The sequence below is a fragment of the Stenotrophomonas sp. ZAC14D2_NAIMI4_6 genome (assembly GCF_003086875.1).
GTDB lineage: Bacteria > Pseudomonadota > Gammaproteobacteria > Xanthomonadales > Xanthomonadaceae > Stenotrophomonas.
Genome location: NZ_CP025996.1, coordinates 1386419 through 1412125, shown reverse-complemented (window position 1 = coordinate 1412125; position 25707 = coordinate 1386419). Strand labels below are relative to the sequence as shown.

Genomic DNA, 25707 nt, shown 5'->3' with positions numbered 1-25707 from the left:
GGCCACGGAGGCAACAGGGAAGCCCAACCCCGGAACCGATCGCGTTTCCACGCGTCCCGCACACTATTACCGCGGGCGGAAATGCAGGTTCCCCATCAGGAGTATTGCAATGCCCCAGGTCACCATGCGTCAGATGCTGGAAGCCGGCGTCCACTTCGGCCACCAGACCCGCTACTGGAACCCCAAGATGGCTCCGTACATCTTCGGCGCCCGCGGCAAGATCCACATCATCAACCTGGAAAAGACCGTCCCGCTGTTCAACGACGCGATGAACTTCATCTCGTCGGTGGCCCAGAAGCGCGGCACCGTCCTGTTCCTGGGCACCAAGCGCAGCGCCCGCGAAACCATCCGTGAAGAAGCCGAGCGTTGCGGCATGCCGTTCATGAACCAGCGTTGGCTGGGCGGCACCCTGACCAACTTCCGTACCGTCAAGCAGTCGGTTGCCCGCCTGAAGGAACTGGAAGCCGGTGAAACCGACGGCACCTTCGAGAAGCTGGTCAAGCACGAAGTGCTGGGCCTGCGTCGCGAGCGCGACAAGCTGGAAGCCTCGCTGGGCGGCATCAAGGACATGAACCGTCTGCCGGACGCCATCTTCGTGATCGACATCGGCCACGAAGACATCGCGATCAAGGAAGCCAAGAAGCTGGGCATCCCGGTCATCGCCGTGGTCGACACCAACTACAACCCGGAACTGGTGGACTACGCCATCCCGGGCAACGACGACGCCATCCGCGCTGTGCAGCTGTACGCCCGCGCCGCTGCCGACGCCGTGCTGGAAGGCAAGGCTGCTGCTCCGCACGCTGCTTCGGTGCGTGAAGAAGAGTTCGCCGACGCCGCTGCTGCCGAAGGCGAAGACAAGGCCGCCCGCCGCGCTCCGGCGAAGAAGGCTGCCAAGAAGGGCGACGACGCCCAGGCCTGATCCAGGCCCCGGGGTGGACGCCCGGCGTCCACCCTCCCTGCGCGCAGCCCTTGGCGCGTGACAGGACCGTGTCACACGGGCCGGCCACCATGCCGGCCCAACCCCTTTCTTTCGTGAGGAAATCCCGTGGAAATCACTGCTTCCCTGGTCAAGGAACTGCGCGAGCGCACCGGCGCCGGCATGATGGAATGCAAGAAGGCGCTGACCGAAGCCGGCGGCGACATCGACGCCGCTGCTGAAGCCCTGCGCAAGTCCGGCGCTGCCAAGGCCGACAAGAAGGCTGACCGCGTGGCTGCCGAAGGTCGTCTGGGCCTGGCCCAGGACGGCGGCAAGGCCGTGCTGGTCGAAGTCAACTCGGAAACCGACTTCGTCGCCAACGACATCAACTTCAAGAACTTCGTCGACGCCGTCGCCGCTGCCGCCCTGGCCGCTGGCGCCACCGACGTCGAAGCCGTGAAGGCTGCCAAGCTGGCCGACGGCCGCACCGTGGAAGAAGCCCGCGCTACCGCCGTGCAGACCCTGGGTGAAAACATCCAGATCCGCCGCCTGGTCAAGGTCGACACCACCGGCAACATCGGTGCCTACGTGCACACCAACGGCAAGGTCGGCGTGCTGGTCGACCTGATCGGCGGCGACGTCGAGCTGGCCCGTGGTCTGGCCATGCACGTGGCTGCGCTGAAGCCGCCGCACAACAAGGCTGCCGACGTTCCGGCCGACTTCGTTGAGAAGGAAAAGGAAATCGAACTGGCGAAGATGTCCGAGAAGGACAAGTCCAAGCCGGCCGACATCCTGGAAAAGATCATCAGCGGCAAGATCAACAAGATCGTCAGCGAAGTGACCCTGTACGGCCAGACCTACGTGCTGGGCGAAACCACCGTCGAGCAGGTGGTCAAGGCCGCCGGCGCCGACGTGGCGGGCTTCCAGCTGCTGATCGTGGGCGAAGGCATCGAGAAGGTGGTGGAAGACTACGCCGCCGAAGTTGCCAAGGCCATGCAGGTCTGATTCCAGCCCACCGGCTGCGAGCTGACCAAGAGGAGCCGCGGGAAACCGCGGCTCTTTTTTTTTGCCTGCGGCACCTGTGAAGCCATGGCTGCACACCACGGGTGCGCACTCACGTGCCAGATACCTTTGCGTTGTTTGCGATTCAAGCCGATACTCGGCACAGGGGAATTCGCAGTCGCATAGCAGGAACGAAAAACGCAAACTGTGATGCATTCCTAAGTATTCTTGTCCTAATGGAATTTGACGATCCGACATGCCTCCTGAGCTGACTGCTGCCCTGGCGCTGTGCCGCAACCTGCCCTCGCCTCCCGGTATTGCCCTGCGCATCATCGAACTGGCGCAGGACCCGGAAGCGGACATCGCCACCGCCGCCGACATCATCGCCATCGACATGGCGCTGAGTGCTCGCATGCTGCGCATTGCCAACTCGCCCCTGTACGCCAGCCGCCGCCGCATCGAGAACCTCGGCCAGGCGCTGACCATGCTGGGGCTGAACGCCACCATCAGCCTTGCGCTGGGCTTCACCGTCACCCAGGGCCTGACCGCCGGCGGCGGCGCCGACCACGACCTGCGCCAGCGCGCGTGGAAGCGCAGCATCCTCAGCGCCCTGGCCGCCAGCCAGCTGGGCCAGGCCCGCGGCCTGCGCCGGCTGGAAGAGCTGATGCTGGCTGGGCTGCTGCAGGACATGGGCGTGCTGTGCCTGGCCCAGGCCGAATCCGAACGCTACCTGCCGCTGCTGCGCGAAGCGCAGGACAACCCCGACCTGGTCGCACGCGAGCGCCAGGCACTGGGCTGCAGCCATGCCGACGTGGGCGCGTGGGTGGCCGAGGAATGGGGCCTGCCGCGCTACCTGGTGGACAGCATCCGCCACAGCGAAGATGCCGAAGCGGCAAGCACCCCGTTCCAGGCCTGCGTGCAGCTGTCCGGTGCGGTGGCCGATATCTGGCTGGACAGCGATGCCGACGCCGCGCGCGAACGCGCCCTGCACCAGGTGCATGACCAGCTGCAGCTGGACAGCGCCCGCTTCGACCAGGTGCTGGCGCGCATGAGCGACGCCCTGCCCGACATCGCCAGCCTGTTTGAAACCGGCCTGAGCTCGCCGCAGCGCGTGCGTGAACTGATCGACCACGCACAGGAACTGACCACCCTGCGCAACCTGCGCGAAATGCAGGATGCCGAACAGGCGCGCCGCCGCGCCGACGAATTCGAGGCCCGGGCCAAGCGCCTGGCCGACCAGGCCCACCGCGATGCGCTGACCGGCGTGCTCAACCGCCGCCAGCTGGAAGCCGTGCTCGAGCAGGAATTCCTGCGCGCCGGCCGCCACGGCTGGCCGCTGTCGGTGGCCTTCATCGACCTGGATGACTTCAAGAAGATCAACGACGCCCACGGCCACCTGACCGGCGACGAAGTGCTGCGCGCCTTCGCCGCCAAGCTGCAGGGCCAGCTGCGCAACAGCGACACGGTCGCCCGCTTCGGCGGCGAGGAGTTCGTGGCGCTGCTGCCCAACACCAGCGAAGCGATGGCCCTGGACGTGATCCGCCGGGTGCTGGCGAACATCGTGGCCACCCCGATGACCGAAGCCGAAAGCGGGCCCCTGTTCGTGACCTTCTCCGCCGGCGTGGCCACCCAGGGCGGCTACGAGCGCTTTGCCACCGTGCAGGACCTGCTGCGCGCGGCCGATGACGTGCTGTACCGCTCCAAGAACCTGGGCCGCAACCGGGTCATCGCCCGCTCGCCCGGCGAACTGGGGCATGATGAGCTGTCGGCGACTGCAGGCCTCGAGCTTGGCTGAATGGATCCCCTGGCCCGGGCCGGGGGATCACGCCAAATCGCGCCGCAGCGCACAAAACGCTTTGGCCGCGCGCTGCATGCGCGTAGAATCGCCCGCGATTTCCACGCACCCGAGGTCCTCATGTCCAAGCTCGCCTATCGCCGCATCCTTCTGAAACTGTCCGGGGAGGCGCTGATGGGAGATGAGGACTACGGCATCGACCCGAAGATCATCAACCGCCTGGCCCGTGAAGTGATCGAGGCCCAGCAGGCCGGTGCCGAAGTGGCCCTGGTGATCGGCGGCGGCAACATCTTCCGTGGCGCCGGCCTGGCCGCAGGCGGCATGGACCGGGTCACCGGTGACCAGATGGGCATGCTGGCCACGGTCATCAACGCCCTGGCCATGCAGGACGCGCTGGAAAAGCTGGGCGCCAAGGCCCGCGTGATGAGCGCCATCAAGATCAACGACGTGTGCGAGGACTACATCCGCCGCCGCGCCATCCGCCACCTGGAAAAGGGCCGTCTGGTGATCTTCGCCGCCGGCGTCGGCAGCCCGTTCTTCACCACCGATTCGGGCGCCGCCCTGCGCGCCATCGAGATCGGCGCCGACCTGCTGCTGAAGGCAACCAAGGTCGATGGCGTTTACGACAAGGACCCGAACAAGTACAGCGACGCGGTGCGCTTTGACAGCCTGAGCTACGACGAAGTGATCCGTCGCGGCCTGGAAGTGATGGATACCGCCGCCTTCGCCCTGGCCCGCGACAGCGACCTGCCGATGCGCGTGTTCGACATGGGCCAGCCGGGCGAACTGCTGAAGATCCTCAACGGCGCCAACATCGGCACCCTGGTGCAGGGCCGCGACCCGGCCTGAGCCTGAGCGGCAACCGGGCCCCGGGCCGATCCAGGCCCGGCAGCGTCCCGTATTCGCCTATAATCGCCCGATTCCAGTTACATCCAGGACCCGGGCGATGCTCAACGACATCAAGAACAACGCGCAGACGCGCATGGCCAAGAGCATCGACGCTCTGAAGCACACCCTCACCTCCATCCGCACCGGCCGCGCCACGCCGGCCCTGCTGGACCGCGTGACGGTCAATGCCTACGGCAATGCCAGCACCCCGCTGAACCAGGTCGCGTCCATTTCCAATGCCGACGCCCACTCCCTGCTGGTCACGCCCTTCGACAAGAGCATGATCAAGGAGATCGAGAAGGGCCTGTACAACGCCGAGTTCACCCCGAACACCCTGGGCACCGCGATCCGCATCAACATGCCGCCGCCGACCGAAGAGCGTCGCAAGGAACTGGCCAAGCAGGTGCAGAAGGAAGGCGAAGGCGCCAAGATCGCCATCCGCAACATCCGCCAGGATGCGAACAAGGAAATCGCCAAGCTGGTCAAGGACAAGGCGATCAGCGAAGACGAAAAGAAGCGCGGCGAAGACGACATCCAGAAGCTGACCGACAGCAACATCAAGGATGTCGACAAAGTCGTGGCCGACAAGGAAAAGGAACTGCTGTCGGTCTGAAGTCGATGCCTTCAGTCCCGCCACCTCTGCCGGCCGCCCTGCCCCGCCACGTTGCCATCATCATGGATGGCAACGGGCGCTGGGCACAGCAGCGCCGTCGTCCGCGCGTCATCGGCCACCGCGCCGGCGCCCGCGCGGTCAACCGCACCATCGAGCGCTGCCTTGAACTGGGCATTCCGGCGCTGACCCTGTTCGCGTTTTCCAGCGAGAACTGGGGCCGGCCGCAGGACGAAGTCGATGCCCTGATGAAGCTCTTCCTTGGCGCGCTCGATCGCGAAGTGGACGAGCTGCATCGGCGCGGCGTGCGCGTGCGCTTCATCGGCGAACGCGAGCGCTTCGGCGCCGGCCTGGTCAGCCGCATGCAGCTGGCCGAACAACGCACCGCCGACAACACCACCCTGACCCTGTCCATCGCCGCCAGCTACGGCGGGCGCCAGGACATCGCCCGTGCCGCCCGCGCACTGGCGGTGGAAGTGGCCGCCGGCCGCCTGTTGCCCGAGCAGATCGACGAATCGCTGCTGGGCCGCCAGGTCGCCCTGGCCGACCTGCCGCCGCCGGATCTGTTCATCCGTACCGGTGGCGATACCCGGATCAGCAATTTCCTGCTGTGGCAGCTGGCGTATACCGAGCTGTGGTTCACCGAAGCGCTGTGGCCGGATTTCGACGCCGCCCTGCTGCAACAGGCGCTGGACGCCTATGCCAGCCGTGAGCGCCGCTTCGGCCTGACCAGCGCCCAGATCGCCGCCATGGCCACCGAGACGTCCAACCCATGACCAAGACCCGAGTCCTCGCCGCGCTGATCATGGCGCCGGTCGCCATCGCCGCGATCCTGCTGCTGCCCACGCAGTGGCTGGCCGCCGCCGCGGCCGCTGTATTCCTTGTTGGGCTGTGGGAATGGCTGAAGCTGGCCGACGTGGAAGACACCCTGGCCCGTACCGTGCTGCTGGTGCTGAACCTGCTGCTGATGGTGCTGCTGGTCTGGGCCGATGCAGGCAGCCTGGTGCTGTACCAGATCGCCACCCTGGTGGGCGTGGGCTGGTGGCTGTGCGCCCTGCTGTGGCTGCGCTTCTACCAGTTCGGCGCGCAGCCGGGCAGCCCGGCCCGCATCCTGAAGCTGCTGGCCGGCACCCTGGCCATCGTGCCGTCGTGGGCGGCGCTGGTGCTCATCCACGCCGGCGGCGATGTCGATGCCACGCGCAGCGGCAACGGCCACCTGTGGCTGTTTGCCGCGCTGGCCCTGGTCTGGGCCGCCGATTCCGGCGCTTACTTCGCCGGCCGCCGCTTCGGCAAGCACAAGCTGGCCCCGCGCATCAGCCCCAACAAGACCTGGGAAGGCCTGCTGGGCGGGCTGGTGGCCGGCGTGGCCGTGGCCGTCGGCCTGGGCCTGCTGGCCGGGGTCGACACCGCCCACCTGCCGGGCCTGCTGGTCACCGCCGTGGTGGCCGTGTTCGCCTCGGTGCTGGGCGATCTGTACGAAAGCCTGATCAAGCGCCACGCCGGTGCCAAGGATTCGGGCCACCTCATTCCGGGCCACGGCGGCGTGCTGGACCGCATCGACGGTGTGCTGGCCGCCCTGCCGGTGTTCGCGCTGGGCAAGGAAATCTTCGGGTTCTGACCATGGACGTTGCTGCACACCCCCGCCGGGTCGCCGTGTTCGGCGCCACCGGTTCCATCGGCGCCTCCACGCTGGACGTGATCGCCCGCCATCCGCAGCAGTACCAGGCCACCGTGCTGGCCGCCGGCCGCCAGGTAGAGGCGCTGCTGGCGCTGTGCCGGGTGCACCGCCCGGCGCACGCGGTCATTGCCGATGAGACCCTGTTCGCGCCGCTGCGCGACGGCCTGCGCGAGGCCGGCCTGGCCACCGAAGCGCACGCCGGTGCCGCCGCCCTGGACCAGCTGGCCGCCAGCGACGCCTGCGACACCGTGGTGGCCGCCATCGTCGGCGCCGCCGGGCTGTCCTCGACCCTGGCCGCCGCCGCGGCGGGCAAGCGCATCCTGCTGGCCAACAAGGAATCGCTGGTGCTGGCCGGCGAACTGCTGACCCGCACCGCCGACCAGGCCGGCGCCGAAATCATCCCCATCGACAGCGAACACAGCGCCATCTTCCAGTGCCTGCGCTCGCGCGATGCCAGCCTGGACGGCGCCGGTGTGCGCCGCATCCTGCTGACCGCCTCGGGCGGCCCGTTCCGCGGCCGCAGCCGCGCCGAGCTGGCCCAGGTCACCCCGGCCCAGGCCGTGGCGCACCCGAAGTGGTCGATGGGACCGAAGATCTCGGTCGATTCGGCCACCTTGATGAACAAGGGCCTGGAAGTGATCGAGGCCCACCACCTGTTCGCCGTGCCGGGCGAGCGCATCGAGGTGCTGGTGCACCCGCAGAGCCTGGTGCATTCACTGGTCGAATTCGTCGATGGCTCCACCCTGGCCCAGCTGGGCCTGCCGGACATGCGCACCACCCTGGCCGTGGGCCTGGGCTGGCCGCAGCGCATCGAATCGGGCGTGGGCGGGCTGGATCTGCTGGCCCAGGGCCGGCTGGATTTCGAGGCCCCCGATACCGAGGCCTTCCCCTGCCTGGCCCTGGCCTGGCAGGCCATGCAGGCCGGCGGCACCGCCCCGGCAGTGCTGAACGCCGCCAACGAAGAGGCGGTTTCAGCGTTTCTTCAGGGCCGGATCGGTTTCCTGACCATTCCCGCGCTGGTTGCTAACGCTCTTTCAACACTGCCCAGCGAGCCAGCCGATACACTGGAGGGCCTGTTGTCCGCCGACCAGCGGGCACGCCACCTGACCCTGAACGCCATCGCCGCCGCCTGAACGCCTCGACGAACCGAATGACGCTTCCGAACCTGTCCGCCACTGTGAGCCTGCATGACTGACTTCATCGGATCGGTCTGGTGGATGATTGTCAGCCTGGGGCTGCTGGTCACCTTCCACGAGTTCGGCCACTACTGGGTGGGCCGCATGTGCGGGGTGAAGGTGCTGCGCTTCTCGGTCGGCTTCGGGCGGCCGCTGTGGTCGCGCCGCGACAAGCACGGCACCGAGTTCGCCATCGCCGCCCTGCCGCTGGGCGGTTATGTGAAGTTCCTGGACGAGCGCGAGGTGGAAGTACACCCGCACGAGCGCGGCCAGGCCTTCAACCACAAGACCGTGTGGCAGCGCATCGCCATCGTCGCCGCCGGCCCCGCCGCCAACCTGCTGCTGTGCATCCTGCTGCTGTGGGCGATGTTCGTGATCGGCAAGCAGGACTATTCGGCCACCCTGGGCCGCGCCACCGGCATGGCCGCCACCGCCGGCCTGGTCAGCGGCGACCGCCTGCTGCGCGTGGATGACCGCAGCGTGGTCACCCTGGGCGAGGCCAGCATGGCGCTGACCGCCGCCGCGATGGACCGCCGCGACGTGACGCTGGAGGTGGTCGACCTGGCCGACCAGGTGCAGACCCGCACCCTGCCGCTGTCGCAGCTGCCAGCCGGTTTCGACGAACGCCGCGTGCCGCTGCTGGCCGGCCTGCACTGGCAGGCGTGGATGCAGCCGGCGCTGGTGGACAGCCTGACCGCCGATTCGGCCGTGGCCGGGCAGCTGCAGGCCGGCGACCTGATCGTGGCCATCGACGGCCAGCGCATCGACAGCGCCGAACAGGTCAGCCCGGAAATCCAGGCACTGGGCCGCCATGGCGGCCCGGGCATGATTGAAGTCCTGCGCGGCGGCGAGCGCCTGGCGCTGGAGGTCACCCCGCGCCAGGGCAAGGACGGCAAGGGCCAGCCGCAGTGGCAGATCGGCGTGGGCTTCGCCAGCACCTACAGCCCGCCCTACGACACCCTGATGCGCTACGGCCCATTGGATGCGGTCACTGCCGCAGTGCGCGAAACCGGCCGCCTGGGCGCCGATTCGCTGGCCATGATGGCCCGCATCGTCACCGGCAAGGCCTCGCTGCAGAACGTTTCCGGGCCGGTCACCATCGCCCGCGTGGCCAACATCTCGGCCAAGCGTGGCTTCGACTGGTTCCTGCAGTTCCTGGCGCTGCTGTCGCTCAGCCTGTGCATCATCAACCTGCTGCCCATTCCCATCTTGGACGGCGGGCACCTGCTGTATTACCTTATTGAGTTGGTCAAGGGCAGCCCGCTGAGCGAGCGTGCCATCGCCGCCGGACAGTACATCGGTCTGGCGCTGCTGGCCGGGCTGATGGGGTTGGCGTTCTACAACGACATCCTCGGCCTGGTCCCGCGATGAACTTTTCCACGTTGTTGCCGTCTACAGCGTCGGCATCCCGCACCAATGAAATCGACCTTCCTACCGGACGTGACATGACGCGACTCCCCAATCGCCGCCTGCTGGCCCTCGCCCTCGCCGCCGTCACCGGCGCCCCCGTGCTGGCCCAGGCTGCCGAGCCCTTCACTGTCAGCGACATCCGCGTCGACGGCCTGCAGCGCATCAGCTCGGGCACGGTGTTCACCTACCTGCCGGTGGAACGCGGCGAGACCGTGACCGACAGCAAGATCGGCGACACCATCCGCGCCCTGTACAAGACCGGGTTCTTCGAAGACGTGCAGCTGGACCGCCAGGGCAGCATCCTGGTGGTGACCGTGAAGGAACGCCCGGCGATCAACAAGCTGACCGTCACCGGCAACAAGGACATCAAGAGCGACCAGCTGTTGAAGGGCCTGTCCGACATCGGCCTGACCGAAGGCGGCACCTTTGACCGCCTGAGCCTGGACCGCGTGACCCAGGAACTTCGTCGCCAGTACAACGACCGCGGCAAGTACAACGTGGAAATCACCCCGACGGTGAGCCCGCTGGACCGCAACCGCGTGGACATCGCCATCGCCATCAAGGAAGGCAAGGCGGCCAAGATCCGCCACGTCAACCTGGTCGGCACCGAAAAGTACGATGCCCGCGACATCCTGGAAATCTGGGAGTCGAAGGAGCACAACTGGGCTTCGTGGTACCGCCGCGATGACCAGTACTCCAAGGAAAAGCTGTCCGGCGACTTGGAAAAGCTCAATTCCTGGTACCTGGACCGTGGCTACGTCGATTTCAGCATCGACTCCACCCAGGTCTCGATCAGCCCGGACAAGCGCGACATGTTCGTGACTGCCGGCGTGACCGAAGGCAACCAGTACAAGATCTCCGACATCAAGGTCAGCGGCGACACCATCCTGCCGCAGGAAGATGTCGAGCGCATGGTCGTGCAGAAGGCCGGCGATACGTTCTCGCGCGCCCTGCTGGAGTTCAGCTCCGACTCGATCACCAACTCGCTGTCCAACATCGGCTACGCGTTCGCCAAGGTGAACCCGATCCCGACCACCAACCGCGCCGAGCAGACCGTGGCGGTGAACATGCAGGTCGTGCCGGGCCCGCGCGTGTCGGTGCGCCGCATCATCTTCAAGGGCAACACCCGCACGTCCGACGAAGTGATGCGTCGCGAAATGCGCCAGTTCGAGAACACCTGGTATTCGCAGGCCGCCATCGACCGTTCCAAGATCCGCCTGCAGCGCCTGGGCTACTTTGAATCGGTGGACGTGGAAACCCCGGCGGTCAGCGGCAGCAACGACCAGGTGGATGTGGTCTACAACGTGAAGGAAACCACGTCGGGCAGCTTCGTGTTCGGCTTGGGCTATTCGCAGTCCTACGGCATGACCACCTCGGTGCAGCTGTCGCAGAACAACTTCCTGGGCGGCGGCAACCGCGTGTCGGTGGAAGCCTCGCGCAGCAGCTACCTGCAGCGTTACGGCTTCAGCTACACCAACCCGTACTTCACCGATGACGGCGTGTCGCTGGGCTACAACCTGTCCTGGCGCGAACTGGACTACTCCGACTTCAACACCGCGCAGTACAACAGCACCAACGGTGCCGCGCAGGTGGTGTTCGGCGTGCCGCTCACCGAGACCGACACCGTCTCGCTGATGTTCGGCATCGACAGCAACCAGATCACCACCTACACCGGCACCACTCCGCAGTCGATCGTTGACTACATCAACGTGATGGGCAGCAAGACCTTCCATGCCTGGCGCACGGAACTGGGCTGGGCGCGCGACTCGCGCAACGACTATTTCATGCCGACCCGCGGTACCTACCAGCGCGTGGGCCTGGAAACCACCCTGCCCGGCTCGACCGTCGAGTACTTCAAGCTGAACTACCAGATCAGCAAGTACTGGCCGATCATTCCGTCGCTGGTCATCAACACCCGCGCCGAAATCGGTTATGGCGACAGCTATGGCAAGGACAAGACCGCCATCGTGCCGGATGCCGAAGGCAACCTGCGCGAAGTGACCGCCTCGGGCCTGCCGTTCTACGAGAACTTCTACGCCGGCGGTACCAACTCGGTGCGCGGCTTCGAAGACAACACCCTGGGCCCGCGTGAAGCGACCTTGAGCTACCCCAACGGCCAGCCGCTGGGTGGTTCGCTGAAGACCGTCGGTTCGGTCGAAGCCTATTTCCCGCGCCTGTTCGACAGCCCGTCGGCACGCGTGTCGGCCTTCGTCGACTTCGGCAACGTCTACAACGGCGTGGACAACTTCAAGGCCAACGAGCTGCGCGTGTCCACCGGTGTGGCCCTGCTGTGGCGCGCCCCGGTCGGCCCGATCTCGATCAGCTACGCGTTCCCGCTGAAGAAGGAAGACGGCGACGAGATCGAGCGTCTGCAGTTCACCTTCGGCGGGCAGTTCTGACGAACCGCTGGGCGGTTCGCCAGAACTGCCCCCGCATTCCACCTATCCCCCGCGCCGTGGGCGCGCGCCCCTTAACAAAGGGGGGCTCTCCACCAGACGGGTTACGAAGCGCCGGGCTCTGCCCGGCGTTTTTTGTCGTAGCGTCGAGCCTGCTCGACGGCTGTTCAACGCTGCTTCGGCGTCGCCACAGGAATGAACTCACGGGTGGACACGCTGGCCATGGATGCCATGGCCTGCAGCGGCATGCTGGGGTCATTGGACGTGGTGAGGGTGAACAGCACACCACTCGGGGCATCCGGCGCGTTCACGCCCCACGAGCGGGTGTGGGTACCTTCGCGGTTCGGCCCTGAGGTTTTCACCTCGGTGACCTGCAGCGGCGCCGGCACGCTGTTCAACAGGCGCTGGAACTCGGCAACGAGTGCATCGGGCTGGGCCTGGCGGGCAAAGACCGCGCAGACCCCGTCGTCGGTCTGCGCCACCGCGTAGTTGCCGCTGCCCAGGCTGATCGCCCAGGCCTTGCCGGCCTTGCCCAGCAGGAAGCTCTGGGCGCTACCCGCAGGCAGCGGGGCCAGCCCGTTCGTTTCCATGAACTGCTCGACCTTGCGCGCATCGCCAAAGGCAGCAAGGCAGGTGTTGGTGAACAGCCGGCCGAAATCGGCGGCGCCGTCGGCAGGCGCGTCGGCGGCCCCGGCCGGGCTGGAAAGGGCGAGTGCAGCCATCACGGCCGCCGGGTACAGCAGATTTCGCATGAAAGGTCCTTTTTCGCGGCCCATGCAGGCGGCGTGGGCATCCACAGGGTGCGGCCACCGTAGCCCACGGCGTGCGGCCAAGGCCAGCCCCGCATGACCGGATTGGCGTCACACGGTAAACTCCCGCCGTGAATACTCCTACCTACACCGCCCAGCAACTCGCCGATCAGTTCGGCCTGCAGGTCCATGGCGACCCCGCCACTGCCATCCATGGCGTGGCCACCCTCGCCCATGCCGGTGCCGGCCAGCTGACCTTCCTTGCCAACCCGCGCTACCGCGCCCAGCTGGCCGACAGCCAGGCCTCGCTGGTCGTGCTGCGCGCCGACGATGCCGAGGCCGCCCCCGGCGCGGCACTGATCGCCAAGGATCCCTACACCACCTTCGCCAAGATCGCCGCGCTGTTCGACAGCGCGCCGCTGCGCGAGCCCGGCATCCACCCCAGCGCGGTCATCGACCCGCAGGCGCAGGTGGCCGCCAGCGCCCACATCGGCCCGTTCGTCACCATCGGCGCGCGCAGCGTGGTGGGCGAGAACTGCATCATCGGCGCCGGCAGCATCATCGGCGAAGACTGCAGCCTGGACAGCGGCTGTGAACTGATCGCCCGGGTCACCCTGGTCACCCGGGTGAAGCTGGGCAAGCGCGTGCGCATCCACCCCGGCGCCGTGCTGGGCGCCGATGGCTTCGGCCTGGCCATGGATGCCGGCAAGTGGATCAAGGTGCCGCAACTGGGCGGCGTGCGTATCGGCGATGACTGCGAGATCGGCGCCAATACCTGTGTCGACCGCGGCGCGCTGGAAGACACCGTGCTGGCCGAAGACGTGCGCCTGGACAACCTGGTGCAGATCGCCCACAACGTGCAGATCGGCGCGCACTCGGCCATCGCCGGCTGCACCGGCATTGCCGGCAGCGCCAAGATCGGCCGCTACTGCCTGCTCGGCGGCGCCGTCGGCGTGGTCGGCCACCTGGAAATCTGCGACAAGGTCGTGATCACCGGCAAATCGGTGGTGCGCAACTCCATTACCGAACCGGGCGAGTACTCGTCCGGCACCCCCCTCACCGACAACCGCACGTGGCGCAAGAACGCCGCGCGCTTCAAGCAGCTTGATGCACTGGCCCGCCGCATCCTGTCTGTAAGCAAGGAGAAAGAATGAGCCAGACCCAGACCCTGCCGGACATGACGCAGATCCAGGCCCTGCTGCCGCACCGCTACCCGTTCCTGCTGGTGGACAAGGTGCTGTCGATCGACTACGAAAAGCGCACCATCGTGGCGACCAAGAACGTCAGCATCAACGAGCCGTTCTTCCAGGGCCACTTCCCCAACCAGCCGATCATGCCGGGCGTGCTGATCATCGAAGCCATGGCCCAGGCCGGTGGCGTGCTGACCCAGCTCACCCTGGGCCGCGATTCGCAGTCCAAGCTGTTCTACATGGTGAAGGTGGACAAGGCCCGCTTCACCAAGCAGGTGGTGCCGGGCGACGTGCTGGAAATGCACGTGGAGATCAAGCGCGTGATCCGCAACATGGCCGTGTACGACTGCGTGGCCAAGGTCGATGGCGAAGTGGTCGCCTGCGCCGAGGTGCTGTGCGCCGGCACCCGCGAATAACCCTGGCCGGAGGAGCTAGATGAGCGACAACGCCCCCCTGATCCATCCCACCGCCGTGATCGATCCCTCGGCGCGCCTGGCCGACGATGTGCGCGTGGGTGCGTTCACCCTCATCGGCGCCGATGTCGAAATCGGCGCCGGCACCGAGATCGGTCCGCACTGCAGCGTGCATGGCCCGACCCGGATCGGCCGCGACAACCGTTTCATCGGCCACGTGGCCGTGGGCGGCGAACCGCAGGACAAGAAGTTCAGCGGCGAACGCACCGAACTGGTGATCGGCGACCGCAACGTGTTCCGCGAGTTCGTGACCCTGAACCGCGGCACCGGCGGCGGCGGTGGCATCACCACCATCGGCAACGACAACTGGATGCTGGCCTACACGCACGTGGCGCATGACTGCCACGTCGGCAATTTCTGCGTGTTTTCCAACAACACCACCCTGGCCGGCCACGTGACCGTGGGCGACTACGTGATCATCAGCGGCTTCGCCGGTGCGCACCAGTTCTGCCGTATCGGCGCGCATGCCTTCCTGGGCATGGGTGCGCTGACCAATGGCGATGTACCGCCGTTCACCATGGTCGGCACCGATTCGCTGGGCCGCCCGCGCGGCATCAACAGCGAAGGCCTGAAGCGCCGCGGCTTCGATGCTGGCCGCATCACCGCCATCAAGCGTGCCTACCGCACGCTGTACGTGGCAGGCCTGCCGCTGGCCGAGGCCAAGCAGCAGCTGGCCGAACAGGCACAGGGCAGCGACGACGTGAAGGCCATGCTGGACTTCATCGAGCATGCCGAGAGGCCCCTGCTGCGATGAGCAGCACGACCGGCCAGGCGCCGGCCGGCGCCGACGTGATCCCGCTGGCCTCGATGGCCGGCAGCGTGCCTGCACAGCGGGTGCTCAGCGAGCGCCCGTTGCGCATCGCGCTGGTGGCCGGTGAGGCCTCCGGCGACCTGCTCGGTGCCGGTCTGGTGCGCGAGCTGAAGGCACGCTTCCCGCATGCCGAATTCGCCGGCATCGGCGGCGATGCCATGCGCAACGCCGGCTGCCAGACCTGGCACGACGCCAGCGAACTGGCAGTGATGGGCCTGACCGAAGTGCTGCGCCACCTGCCGCGCCTGCTGAAGCTGCGTTCGGCGTTCCGCCAGCGTGCGCTGGAATGGCAGCCGGACGTGTTCATCGGCATCGACGCGCCCGACTTCAACCTGGGCATCGAGCGCTGGCTGAAGCAGCGTGGCGTGCCCACCGTGCATTACGTCAGCCCCTCGGTCTGGGCCTGGCGCGAGAAGCGTGCCGAGAAGATCGGCAGCAGCGCCGACCTGGTGCTGTGCCTGTTCCCGATGGAACCGCCCATCTATGCGCGGCATGGCATCGACGCACGCTTCGTCGGCCACCCGATGGCCGACGACATCCCGCTGCACGGTGATCGCGATGCGGCACGTGCAGAGCTGGGCCTGCCGGCCTCGGCCAAGGTGCTGGCGGTTCTGCCGGGCAGCCGCCTGGGCGAGATCTCGCGCCTGGGCGAACCGTTCTTCGAAGCCGCCTGGCAGGTCTCCGAACGCATTCCGGGCCTGCACGTGGTGGTACCCGCCGCCAATGCCGCCTGCCGCCGCCTGATCGAAGAGCAGTTGTCCCGCTCGGCGCTGCCGGTGGCCTATTCGCATGTGCTGGATGGCCAGGCGCGTGCGGCGATGATCGCCGCCGACGTGGTGGTGCTGGCCTCGGGCACGGCCACCCTGGAAGCGATGCTGGTGAAGCGGCCGATGGTGGTCGGTTACCGGGTGAACGAATTGACCTATCGCCTGGTGAAGGCGCTGGGCCTGATCAAGGTGGATCGTTTCGCCCTGCCCAACATCCTGGCCGGGCAGGACCTGGCACCGGAGCTGATGCAGCACGACTGCACGCCCGACGCGCTGGCGGCGGCCGTGCAACAGTGGTTCGACCACCCGCAGCGGGTAGCCGATCTGCAGGGCACCTATGCGCGCCTGCATGAACGCCTGCGCCGCAATGCCTCGGCCCGTGCGGCCGACGCGGTGGGCGAGCTGCTGCTGCGCACGCTGGAAGCCGCATGAGCCGCCGAGCGGCCGCTGCGGCCAGCCTGGCGCTGTTCGACGGCGCGGCGGTGGTCGAGCCCGAACGCCTGGTGGCCGGCGTGGACGAGGCCGGCCGCGGCCCCCTGGCCGGCCCGGTGGCGGTGGCGGCAGTGGTGTTCGATCCGTCGCGCCCGCGCATCAACGGCCTGGACGATTCCAAGCAGTTGACCGCCGCCCGCCGCGACCAGCTGTACGACCGCATCATGGAACGGGCACTGGCCTGGCACGTGGTGCTGGTGGATGTGCAGGCCATCGACCGGCTGAACATCTACCAGGCCACCCTGCAGGGCATGCGCGATGTGGTGGCCGCGGTGGCCCACGTGGCCGGCTTCGCCCGCATCGATGGCAACGTCGTGCCCAAGGGCCTGGTGCTGCCGGCGCAGGCGCTGGTGGGCGGCGATGGCATCGACCGCGCCATCATGGCCGCTTCGATCCTGGCCAAGGTCTCGCGCGACCGTTACATGCAGGATCTGCACGTGCGCCATCCTGAATATGGCTTCGACCAGCACAAGGGCTATGGCACCCCGGCGCACCTGGCCGCGCTGCGGGCGCACGGTCCCTGCGCCGAGCACCGGCGCAGTTTCGCCCCGGTGCGTGACTGCCTGGCATCCGCGCCGCCGGCCAGCGCCGCGATTGCCTGAATACACCCGGTAGCGCCGGGCCATGCCCGGCGGAATGCGCGCTATCACCCCCCGTCAAGTCCTTGTCGCCACCCCCTGCCCTCGGTACCCTGACCGGGCATTCCAGCGCTTTCCGACCCCGGCGACGATTCCCCGTCAGCTCCCGGGGCCCGCGCGCTCCAACCTGGTCCGGCATGTCCAACTCTCGCTTCGTACATCTCCACGTCCACACCGAGTTCTCGCTGGCGGACTCGACCATCCGCGTGCCGGCCAAGCCCGACCAGGCGGACCCGAAAAAAGCCAAGCAGGCCAACCTGCTGTCGCGCTCGGTGGAACTCGGCCTGCCCGCCCTGGCGGTCACCGACCTGAACAACCTGTTCGCCCTGGTGAAGTTCTACAAGGCCGCCGAAGGCGTGGGCATCAAGCCCATCGCCGGCGCCGACGTGATGATTGCCGAGGAAGGCCAGGACCCGTGGCGGATGACCCTGCTGTGCCGCGACCGCGAGGGCTACCTGAGCCTGTCGCGATTGCTGACCCGCGCCTGGATGGAAGGCCACCGCGCCGAAGGTGGCGTGGCCGTGCACCCGGACTGGCTGAAGGCCGGCAACGCCAGCCTGTTCGCCCTGGCCGGGCGCGAAAGCCTGGCCGGGCGCCTGGCGCTGGACGGCAAGCACGACCTGGCCGAGCAGCAGCTGGCCGACTGGCAGCGCGTGTTCGGCGATGGCCTGCACCTGGAACTGACCCGCACCGGCCGCGAAGGCGAGGAAACCTTCAACCGCTTCGCGCTGATGGCCGCCGGCCAGCGCGGCCTGCCGGTGATCGCCAGCAATGACGTGCGCTTCCTGGCGCCGACCGATTTCAGCGCGCACGAAGCGCGCGTGTGCATTTCCACCGGCCGCGTGCTGGACGACCCCAAGCGCCCGCGCGAGTACAGCGACCAGCAGTACCTGAAGTCGGCCGAGGAAATGTGCGCGCTGTTCGCCGACATTCCCGATGCGATCGACAACACGCTGGCGCTGGCCGAGCGCTGCAACATCGAGATGCGCCTGGGCACCTACTTCCTGCCCAACTACCCGGTGCCCGACGACGAAACGCTGGACACCTGGATCCAGAAGATGTCGCGCGACGGCCTGACCGAGCGCCTGGAAAAGAATCCGCTGGCGCCGGGCAAGACCCGCGAGGACTACTTCGAACGCCTTGAGTTCGAGCTCAACACCATCATCAAGATGGGCTTCCCCGGCTACTTCCTGATCGTGGCCGACTTCATCCAGTGGGGCAAGAACCAGGGCATTCCGATCGGCCCGGGCCGTGGTTCCGGTGCCGGTTCGCTGGTGGCGTGGGCGCTGAAGATCACCGATCTGGACCCGCTGCCGTACAACCTGCTGTTCGAGCGCTTCCTGAACCCCGAACGCGTGTCGATGCCCGACTTCGACATCGACTTCTGCATGGACCGCCGCGACGAGGTGATCGACTACGTGGCGCGCAAGTACGGGCGCGAACGTGTCAGCCAGATCATCACCTACGGCACCATGGCGGCCAAGGCGGTGGTGCGCGACTCCGGCCGCGTGCTGGGCTTCCCGTATGGCCTGGTCGACGGCGTTTCCAAGCTGATCCCGAACATCCTGGGCATCCACCTGAAGGATGCGCTGGGCAAGGGCAAGGAAGGCCCCAGTTCGGAAATGGCCTCGGCCGAACTGATCCAGCGCTACGAGACCGAGGACGATGTCCGCGACCTGATCGACCTGGCGCTGCAGCTGGAAGACCTGACCCGCAACGCCGGCAAGCACGCCGGTGGCGTGGTGATCGGGCCCGAGCCGCTGAGCGAGTTCTGCCCGCTGTACGCCGAACACGACGAGAACGGCCTGGGCAAGAACCCGGTCACCCAGTTCGACAAGAACGACGTGGAAGAAGTGGGCCTGGTGAAGTTCGACTTCCTGGGCCTGCGCACGCTGACCATCATCGACTGGGCGGTGAAGGCGATCAACAAGCGCCACGAGCGCGCCGGCATTCCGCCAGTGGATATCGCCGCGATCCCGCTGGACGATGCGCCCACCTACAAGGACATCTTCGCCAACGGCAACACCGGCGCGGTGTTCCAGTTCGAATCCTCGGGCATGCGCCGCCTGCTGAAGGACGCACGCCCCGACCGTTTCGAAGACCTGATCGCCCTGGTGTCGCTGTACCGACCGGGCCCGATGGATCTGATTCCATCGTTCAACGCGCGTAAGCACGGCCAGGAAGAAATCATCTATCCCGACCCGCGCACCGAAGCCATCCTGAAGGACACCTACGGCATCATGGTGTACCAGGAGCAGGTGATGCAGATGGCGCAGATCGTCGGCGGCTACTCGCTGGGCGGCGCCGACCTGCTGCGCCGTGCGATGGGCAAGAAGGTGCCGGCGGAAATGGCCAAGCACCGCGAGATCTTCCGCGAGGGCGCGGCCAAGGATGGCGTGGACGAAGCCAAGGCCGATGCGATCTTCGACCTGATGGAAAAGTTCGCCGGCTACGGTTTCAACAAATCGCACGCCGCCGCGTACGCGCTGGTCAGCTACCAGACCGCGTGGCTGAAGCGCCACTACCCGGCCGAGTTCATGGCGGCCACGCTGTCTTCGGACCTGGACAACACCGAGAAGGTGGTCGGCTTCCTGGACGAGGTGCGCAACCTCGGCCTGACCGTGCTGCCGCCGAAGGTGAACCACTCGGCCTTCATGTTCGAAGCAGTCACCCCGGACACCATCCAGTACGGTCTGGGCGCGATCAAGGGCGTGGGCCAGGGCGCCTGCGAAGCGGTGGTGGACGAACGCCTGAAGGGCGGCGACTACAAGGACCTGCTGGACTTCTGCACGCGCGTGGGTTCGGCCAAGCTCAACCGGCGCACGCTGGAAGCGATGATCAACTGCGGCGCGCTGGACGAACTGGGCCACAACCGCGCCTCGCTGATGCTGCAGTTGCCGGAAGTGATCAAGGCCACCGACCAGATGGCGCGCGAGCGCGCCTCGGGCCAGAACTCGCTGTTCGGCGGCCCCGACCCGAGCACGGTCAGCATCCAGCTGGACCTGCCCGAGGCCGAGGAATGGCCGCTGCTGCAGCGCCTGAACGGCGAGCGCGACACCCTGGGCTTCTACCTGAGCGGGCACCCGTTCGACCCGTGGCGCGACGATGTGCGCGACCTGGTCGGCAACGATCTGGGCGCGGTGGAAAAGATCTGGAGCGCCAACAGCGGTGGCGGCGGTGGCGGCGGCGAAAAGCGCTGGCGCCCGGAAGTGCAGACCGTGCTGGCCGGCCAGGTGGTGGGCGTGCGCCGCAAGGGCGAAAGCCAGATCTTCATCCAGCTGGAAGACGGCCGCGGCCGGGTCGAATGCAGCGCGTTTTCCGATGCGATGGCCGAGTTCGGCCATCTGATGACCAAGGACCGCATCCTGGTGGTCAAGGGCGGTCTGCGCGAGGACGAATTCAACGGCGGTTTCGCCCTGCGCATCCGCCAGTGCTGGGACTTCGATGAAGTCTGCGCCAACTACGCCACGCGCCTGTCGCTGCGCCTGGACCTGCGCCAGCAGCGCCCGGTCTGGGAACGCGTGAATGCCGTGCTCGACCGCCATCGCCCCGGGCGAACGCCGCTGCGCCTGGACCTGCTGCTGAAGAGCCCGCAGGGCGGCGTGGCCGGCATGCTCGACGTGTCCGGGCAGAGCGCGGTGCGCATCGATTCCAAGCTGATGGAGGCGCTGCGCGCCGACCCGGCGGTGCGCACGCTGAAGGTGCGCTACAGCCCGCCGTGGGCCAACTGAGGCCGCGCCTGATTATTTTTTCCCGTTGTCTGTATCAAGGACGATCTTCCGTCATGAAAACGCTGTTGTTCCCCCTCGTCGCTGCGCTGGCGCTGTCCGCATGCTCGTCCAAGGTCGATTTCGAGATCGACAACCCCACCGCCACGCCGCTGGCCATCAGCATCGACGGCAAGGACCTGCCGGTAGCCGCCAACGCATCGCGTGCGATCAGCCTGGCCCCGGGTGAGCACCACCTGCACACCGAACGCCTGGGCGATGTGCGTTTCATCGTGTATGCCGACGGCCGTGGCGGTCTGATCAACCCGACCCTGAGCGAGTACGTGACCGCGCGCGAGATCTACGTGACCGGCGAGGACAAGCTGAAGAACTTCGGCAGCAGCGGCCTGGGCATGGAACTGGGCGGGGTGCAGTTCAATGGCCCTTACGAGAAGCACCACGGCCTGTTCATCGACAAGAACTGGAACTTCGGCGTGCGCCAGCCGTTCCCGGAAGAACAGATCGTGGCCCACGTGGATGCCAGCGGCGGCAAGATCAGCACCAAGGTGTTCACCGCCCCGGACTTCATCGACTACGTGGAACAGAGCATGGGCGAACCGGGTGCCTTCAAGCGTGAGCAGCCGGCCGGCTACGTGGCCCCGGTCTACACGCTGGAACCGGCCCCGGCCACCCTGCCCGCGCTGGACCCCGCCTTCGAGGCGCATGCCGGTCCAATGCGCGATCTGTATGCGCGCTGGCTGAAGGCCAGCACCGCTTCGGAGCAGAAGGCCCTGCGCAAGGAAGACTTCAAGGCCAGCATGGCCTTCACCCAGGCCACCATGACCCTGGGCTCGACCCTGCCGGTGGCCGCCAACGAGGCGTACAACGACTTCGTGACGATCCGCAGCACCGAGATGGCGCGCAGCGCGCTGGTCGTGCCCTGACGCCCCCTGTTTGCCTGCCGCGCTGACTGGCGCGTCCTGCCCGGCTGGGTTACCGTCGCCTTCCAGACGAAGGCGTACGGGGCGTTCCGGCGCATTCGGCTAGAATTCCCCTCTTCTTTACACGACGGCTTCCGATGAATCCGAACTACCTCGACTTCGAGCAACCCATCGCCGACCTGGAAGCCAAGATCCAGGAACTGCGCAACGCCAGTGCCGGTCCGGCGGTCAATGTCGAGGCCGAAGTGCACGCGCTGCAGGACAAGCTGCGCATGCGCACCGCGCAGATCTTCCGCAACCTGACCTCGTGGCAGGTGCTGCAGCTGGCCCGCCACCCGTCGCGCCCGTACACCGCCGACTACATCCGCATCATCTGCGATGAGTTCCAGGAACTGGCCGGCGACCGCGCGTTTGCCGACGACAAGGCCATCATGGGCGGCCTGGCCCGCATCAATGGCCGTTCGGTGATGGTGATCGGCCACCAGAAGGGCCGCGACACCAAGGAAAAGATCAAGCGCAACTTCGGCATGCCCAAGCCGGAGGGCTACCGCAAGGCCCTGCGCCTGATGAAGATGGCCGAGCGCTTCGGCCTGCCGGTGCTGACCCTGATCGACACCGCCGGCGCCTGGCCGGGCATCGATGCCGAATCGCGCGGCCAGTCCGAAGCCATTGCCCGCAACCTGATGGAGATGGCCGAGCTGAAGGTACCGGTGATCTGCACGGTGATCGGCGAAGGCGGTTCCGGCGGCGCGCTGGCGCTGGGCGTGGGCGACCGCACCGTCATGCTGGAATACGCGGTGTATTCGACCATCACCCCGGAAGGCTGCGCCTCGATCCTGTGGAAGGATGCCGGCAAGGCCAAGGATGCCGCTGAACAGCTGGGCCTGACCGCGCCGCGCCTGAAGAGCCTGGGCCTGGTGGACAAGGTGGTGCGTGAGCCGACCGGCGGCGCCCACCGCAACCCGACCCAGATGGCCAAGCGCCTGAAGGCCGTGCTGCTGAACGAGCTGGACGCGCTGGACAAGCTGTCCACCGAACAGCTGATCGAGCAGCGCTACACGCGCCTGCGCAGCTACGGTACGTACGAAGCGGCCTGATCGGGCCGCGTTGCCTGTTCGGGATACTCACGACGCGGCCTGATCGGCCGCGTTGTCTTTTGTAGAGTCGAGCTTGCTCGACTGCTGTTGATCGAAGCAGTCGAGCAAGCTCGACTCTACAAGCGCCCATCCACGCATGGCGTGGATAGACCAGACCCATCCACGCATGGCGTGGATCTACCGGTCAGAACGGCTTGGCCAGCACCAGCCAGACGATCGGAATGAACGCCAGCAGCGGGATCTCGTTGATCCAGCGCAGCGCGCGCGACGACGGCAGTGCGCGGCCCTTGGCCACGCCCTTCAGCAGGCGGCCGGTCCAGATGAAGTACGCCAGCAGCACCACCACCAGGCCCAGCTTGGCGTGCAGCCAGCCGGCACCGCCCGGCGCGACCATGGTCGGGAAGTCCGGAATGACCTTGTAGCCCAGCCACAGCACCAGGCCCAGCACGAAGGCCAGGCCGAACATGGAATGGCCGAAGCGGTACAGGCGCATGCCCATCAGCTGCAGGCGCGCCACCACCGCCGGTTGGCCCGCCGTCTCGGCCAGGTTCACCAGGATGCGCGGCAGGTAGAAGACCGTGGCCATCCAGGCCACCACGAACACGATGTGGAAGGTCTTGACCCAGTAGTAGCTCTGCATGCGCTCGCTCCGGCGGCTGGCGTGGATGAGCGCTATTGTCGCAGTAGAGCCACCCCATGGGTGGCTGCCGCGGCCAATTGCCGCACCACACACCCCAGCCACGCATGGCGTGGCTCTACTATTACGCTCCGCTTTCATCACCGTGCCCTGCCCATGGACAAGACCTACGACGCCGCCTACTTCCAACGCTGGTACCGCCGCGCCGACATCGGCGGCAGTGCCCGCCTGGCCCGCAAGGTGGCTCTGGCCGTGGCCAGCGCCGAGTACTACCTGGAACGGCCGATCCGCAGCGTGCTGGATATCGGCTGCGGCGAAGGCGCCTGGCGCGCACCGCTGCTGAAGCTGCGTCCGAAGGTCCAATACCTTGGCTTCGACAGCAGCGAGTACGCTGTGCGCCGCTACGGTCGTACCCGCAACCTGCACCTGGCCGCATTCGGCGATTTCGCCTGGCTGCGGCCGTGCGCTCCGGTCGACCTGCTGGTGTGCTCGGACGTGATGCATTACGTGCCCGACCGCGAGCTGCGCGCCGGCCTGGCCGGCCTGGCCGAGCTGACCGCTGGGGTGGCCTTCCTGGAAACCTTCGCCGCCGAGGATGAATTCGACGGCGACCACGAGGGCTTCCAGGCACGCCCGGCGCGCTGGTACCGGCGCGAGTTGGCCCGCCAGGGCCTGCAGGCCGTGGGTTCGCACCTGTGGCTGGGCCCCGGATTGGCCGGCGAGACGGCGGCGCTGGAACGGATGTGAATCCGGATTCACTTTTTTCAGCCAACTTAACCCGCGGGACACTGGGATGGGATATGCTGCGCGGCAACATATGACCATACATATTCGGTCGGCATGCTCTATCAACTGCACGAACTGACCCGCAACCTGCTCGCCCCCTGGGTGCACCAGGCCCAGGCCAACGCCCGCTTCTTCACCAACCAGGGTCACTGGTGGTCGCAGATGCCCGGCGCTGATCGCCTGGCGGCCGTCAATGAACTGTTCCATCGCATCGGCAAGGATTACGAGAAGCCCGAATGGGGCATCACCGAAATCGAGGTCGAAGGCGAACGCGTGCCGATCGTGGTGCACGAAGAGGTCAGCAAGCCGTTCTGCAAGCTGCTGCGCTTCAAGCGCCACAGCAACGAAGCCGAACAGCTGCACACCATGCTCAACCAGCCGTTCGTACTGGTGGTGGCGCCGCTGTCGGGGCACCACGCCACGCTGCTGCGCGACACCGTGCGCACCCTGCTGCGCGACCACCGCGTGTACGTCACCGACTGGGTGGATGCACGCATGGTGCCGGCCAGCGAAGGCGAGTTCGGGTTGGACGATTACATCGCCTACATCCAGGAATTCATCCGCCACCTGGGCGTTGAACGCCTGCACGTGGTGAGCGTGTGCCAGCCGACCGTGCCGGTGCTGGCCGCGGTTTCGCTGATGGCCAGCCGTGGCGAGCCGACCCCGCGCACGCTGGTGATGATGGGCGGGCCGATCGATGCGCGCTGCAGCCCGACTGCGGTGAACAACCTGGCCACGCAGAACCCGCTGTCGTGGTTCGAAAACAACGTGATCCACACCGTGCCGGCCAGCTACCCTGGCGCCGGCCGCCGCGTGTACCCGGGCTTCCTGCAGCACGCCGGCTTCCTGTCGATGAATCCCAGCCGCCACTTCAGTTCGCACTGGGATTTCTACGCCGATCTGGTCAAGGGCGATCTGGAAGACGCCGACGCGCATCGCCGCTTCTACGATGAGTACAACGCGGTGCTGGACATGCCGGCCAAGTACTACCTGGACACCATTTCGGTGGTGTTCCAGGACTTCCTGCTGCCGCGCGGCGAATGGGTGGTGAACGGCGAGAAGGTCGACCCGTCGGCGATCCGCGATACCGCGCTGCTGAGCATCGAAGGCGAGCTGGACGATATTGCCGGCCTGGGCCAGACCGAAGCGGCGCAGGCGCTGTGCACCGGCATCGCGGCCGACCGCCGCGAGCACTTCATCGTGGAAGGTGCCGGCCATTACGGCATCTTCAGCGGCCGCCGCTGGCGTGAAGTGGTGTACCCGAAGGTGCGCGATTTCTTCGCCGCCCATGCCGAAGCCCCGGCTGCGAAGGCGACGAAGAAGAAGAGCAACGTCACCCCGCTGCGGCGCAAGGCCGGATAAGCCTTGGCCTTGGGGTCGGATCCCTTTACAACGGAAAGGGCTCTGACCCCTGCACCCTGCACGTGACGGGGTCAGAGCCCTGTTCTGCGAACAGGGATCCGACCCCTTCGCCTTGCACCTACCGTGAAGCCCGACGTCTGATGGTGCGTACCAACCAAGGTTGGCACCTACCAGAGCGGCGTGCCAA

22 protein-coding genes are annotated in these 25707 nt (G+C 66.9%); 20 read left to right on the top strand and 2 right to left on the bottom strand.

All coding sequences use genetic code 11. From position 1 onward, the window contains the following. The first annotated feature begins 109 nt into the window (after positions 1–109). The 10 genes from rpsB (at position 110) to bamA (ending at position 11873) form a co-directional block, all read left to right on the top strand. Positions 110–919, top strand: coding sequence for a 30S ribosomal protein S2 (gene rpsB / locus C1933_RS06445; protein WP_108749069.1), 810 nt, complete (start codon positions 110–112; stop codon positions 917–919). 126 nt (positions 920–1045) lie between these two features. After that, on the top strand, positions 1046–1921 hold the full coding sequence (gene tsf, locus C1933_RS06440) for a translation elongation factor Ts (RefSeq protein WP_108752595.1): 876 nt from the start codon (positions 1046–1048) through the stop codon (positions 1919–1921). Between the two features lie 253 nt (positions 1922–2174). Continuing rightward, positions 2175–3713 (top strand): GGDEF domain-containing protein, encoded by a 1539-nt coding sequence (locus C1933_RS06435; protein WP_108752594.1) that lies wholly within the window; start codon positions 2175–2177, stop codon positions 3711–3713. Between the two features lie 120 nt (positions 3714–3833). Further along, positions 3834–4562, top strand: a complete 729-nt coding sequence (gene pyrH / locus C1933_RS06430) for a UMP kinase (protein WP_108749066.1) — start codon at positions 3834–3836, stop codon at positions 4560–4562. A gap of 97 nt (positions 4563–4659) precedes the next feature. Continuing rightward, positions 4660–5214 (top strand): ribosome recycling factor, encoded by a 555-nt coding sequence (gene frr, locus C1933_RS06425; RefSeq protein WP_108749065.1) that lies wholly within the window; start codon positions 4660–4662, stop codon positions 5212–5214. Positions 5215–5219: 5 nt separating this feature from the next. Next, entirely contained in the window at positions 5220–5987 is a 768-nt protein-coding gene (uppS, locus tag C1933_RS06420) for a polyprenyl diphosphate synthase (RefSeq protein ID WP_108752593.1), read from the top strand. Beyond that, positions 5984–6829 (top strand): phosphatidate cytidylyltransferase, encoded by an 846-nt coding sequence (locus tag C1933_RS06415; protein ID WP_108752592.1) that lies wholly within the window; start codon positions 5984–5986, stop codon positions 6827–6829. Before uppS ends, C1933_RS06415 begins: the two co-directional genes overlap by 4 nt. Before the next feature lie 2 nt (positions 6830–6831). Next, complete coding sequence (gene dxr, locus C1933_RS06410; RefSeq protein WP_108752591.1) at positions 6832–8022, top strand: 1-deoxy-D-xylulose-5-phosphate reductoisomerase; 1191 nt, start codon at positions 6832–6834, stop codon at positions 8020–8022. 54 nt (positions 8023–8076) lie between these two features. Further along, on the top strand, positions 8077–9435 hold the full coding sequence (rseP, locus tag C1933_RS06405; RefSeq protein WP_108752590.1) for an RIP metalloprotease RseP: 1359 nt from the start codon (positions 8077–8079) through the stop codon (positions 9433–9435). 74 nt (positions 9436–9509) lie between these two features. Then, a complete protein-coding gene (gene bamA, locus C1933_RS06400) occupies positions 9510–11873 on the top strand; it encodes an outer membrane protein assembly factor BamA (RefSeq protein ID WP_108752589.1) in 2364 nt (787 codons plus the stop codon). A 164-nt stretch (positions 11874–12037) separates the two neighbouring features. On the opposite strand, the gene C1933_RS06395 is transcribed toward bamA, so the two are convergent. Next, the gene (locus C1933_RS06395) at positions 12038–12622 is read right to left on the bottom strand and encodes a hypothetical protein (RefSeq protein WP_108752588.1); all 585 of its coding nucleotides are present in this window, start codon (positions 12620–12622) and stop codon (positions 12038–12040) included. A 128-nt stretch (positions 12623–12750) separates the two neighbouring features. On the opposite strand from C1933_RS06395, the gene lpxD reads away from it, so the two are divergent. From lpxD to C1933_RS06355, 8 genes are all read left to right on the top strand, one after another. Then, a complete protein-coding gene (gene lpxD, locus C1933_RS06390) occupies positions 12751–13773 on the top strand; it encodes a UDP-3-O-(3-hydroxymyristoyl)glucosamine N-acyltransferase (protein WP_108752587.1) in 1023 nt (340 codons plus the stop codon). Further along, positions 13770–14225, top strand: a complete 456-nt coding sequence (gene fabZ, locus C1933_RS06385) for a 3-hydroxyacyl-ACP dehydratase FabZ (RefSeq protein WP_108749058.1) — start codon at positions 13770–13772, stop codon at positions 14223–14225. Before lpxD ends, fabZ begins: the two co-directional genes overlap by 4 nt. Before the next feature lie 19 nt (positions 14226–14244). Further along, positions 14245–15036 (top strand): acyl-ACP--UDP-N-acetylglucosamine O-acyltransferase, encoded by a 792-nt coding sequence (gene lpxA, locus C1933_RS06380; protein WP_108749057.1) that lies wholly within the window; start codon positions 14245–14247, stop codon positions 15034–15036. Continuing rightward, positions 15033–16292, top strand: coding sequence for a lipid-A-disaccharide synthase (gene lpxB / locus C1933_RS06375; protein ID WP_108752586.1), 1260 nt, complete (start codon positions 15033–15035; stop codon positions 16290–16292). The genes lpxA and lpxB overlap by 4 nt, the downstream gene beginning before the upstream one ends. Then, on the top strand, positions 16289–16954 hold the full coding sequence (locus C1933_RS06370) for a ribonuclease HII (RefSeq protein WP_108752585.1): 666 nt from the start codon (positions 16289–16291) through the stop codon (positions 16952–16954). Before lpxB ends, C1933_RS06370 begins: the two co-directional genes overlap by 4 nt. A gap of 173 nt (positions 16955–17127) precedes the next feature. Beyond that, positions 17128–20721 carry a DNA polymerase III subunit alpha gene (gene dnaE / locus C1933_RS06365; protein WP_108752584.1) on the top strand — a complete coding sequence of 1198 codons (3594 nt, stop codon included), beginning with the start codon at positions 17128–17130 and terminating at the stop codon, positions 20719–20721. Positions 20722–20774: 53 nt separating this feature from the next. After that, positions 20775–21641, top strand: a complete 867-nt coding sequence (locus C1933_RS06360; protein ID WP_108752583.1) for an ABC transporter substrate-binding protein — start codon at positions 20775–20777, stop codon at positions 21639–21641. A gap of 134 nt (positions 21642–21775) precedes the next feature. Next, entirely contained in the window at positions 21776–22735 is a 960-nt protein-coding gene (locus C1933_RS06355) for an acetyl-CoA carboxylase carboxyltransferase subunit alpha (protein ID WP_108752582.1), read from the top strand. Positions 22736–22919: 184 nt separating this feature from the next. On the opposite strand, the gene C1933_RS06350 is transcribed toward C1933_RS06355, so the two are convergent. Further along, complete coding sequence (locus C1933_RS06350) at positions 22920–23375, bottom strand: CopD family protein (RefSeq protein ID WP_108752581.1); 456 nt, start codon at positions 23373–23375, stop codon at positions 22920–22922. 153 nt (positions 23376–23528) lie between these two features. Here C1933_RS06350 and C1933_RS06345 point away from each other — a divergent pair, with 153 nt between their 5' ends. Both C1933_RS06345 and phaZ read left to right on the top strand, forming a co-directional pair. Then, positions 23529–24119 carry a class I SAM-dependent methyltransferase gene (locus tag C1933_RS06345; RefSeq protein ID WP_108752580.1) on the top strand — a complete coding sequence of 197 codons (591 nt, stop codon included), beginning with the start codon at positions 23529–23531 and terminating at the stop codon, positions 24117–24119. A 93-nt stretch (positions 24120–24212) separates the two neighbouring features. Then, positions 24213–25520 carry a polyhydroxyalkanoate depolymerase gene (gene phaZ, locus C1933_RS06340; RefSeq protein ID WP_108752579.1) on the top strand — a complete coding sequence of 436 codons (1308 nt, stop codon included), beginning with the start codon at positions 24213–24215 and terminating at the stop codon, positions 25518–25520. Positions 25521–25707: the final 187 nt, after the last annotated feature.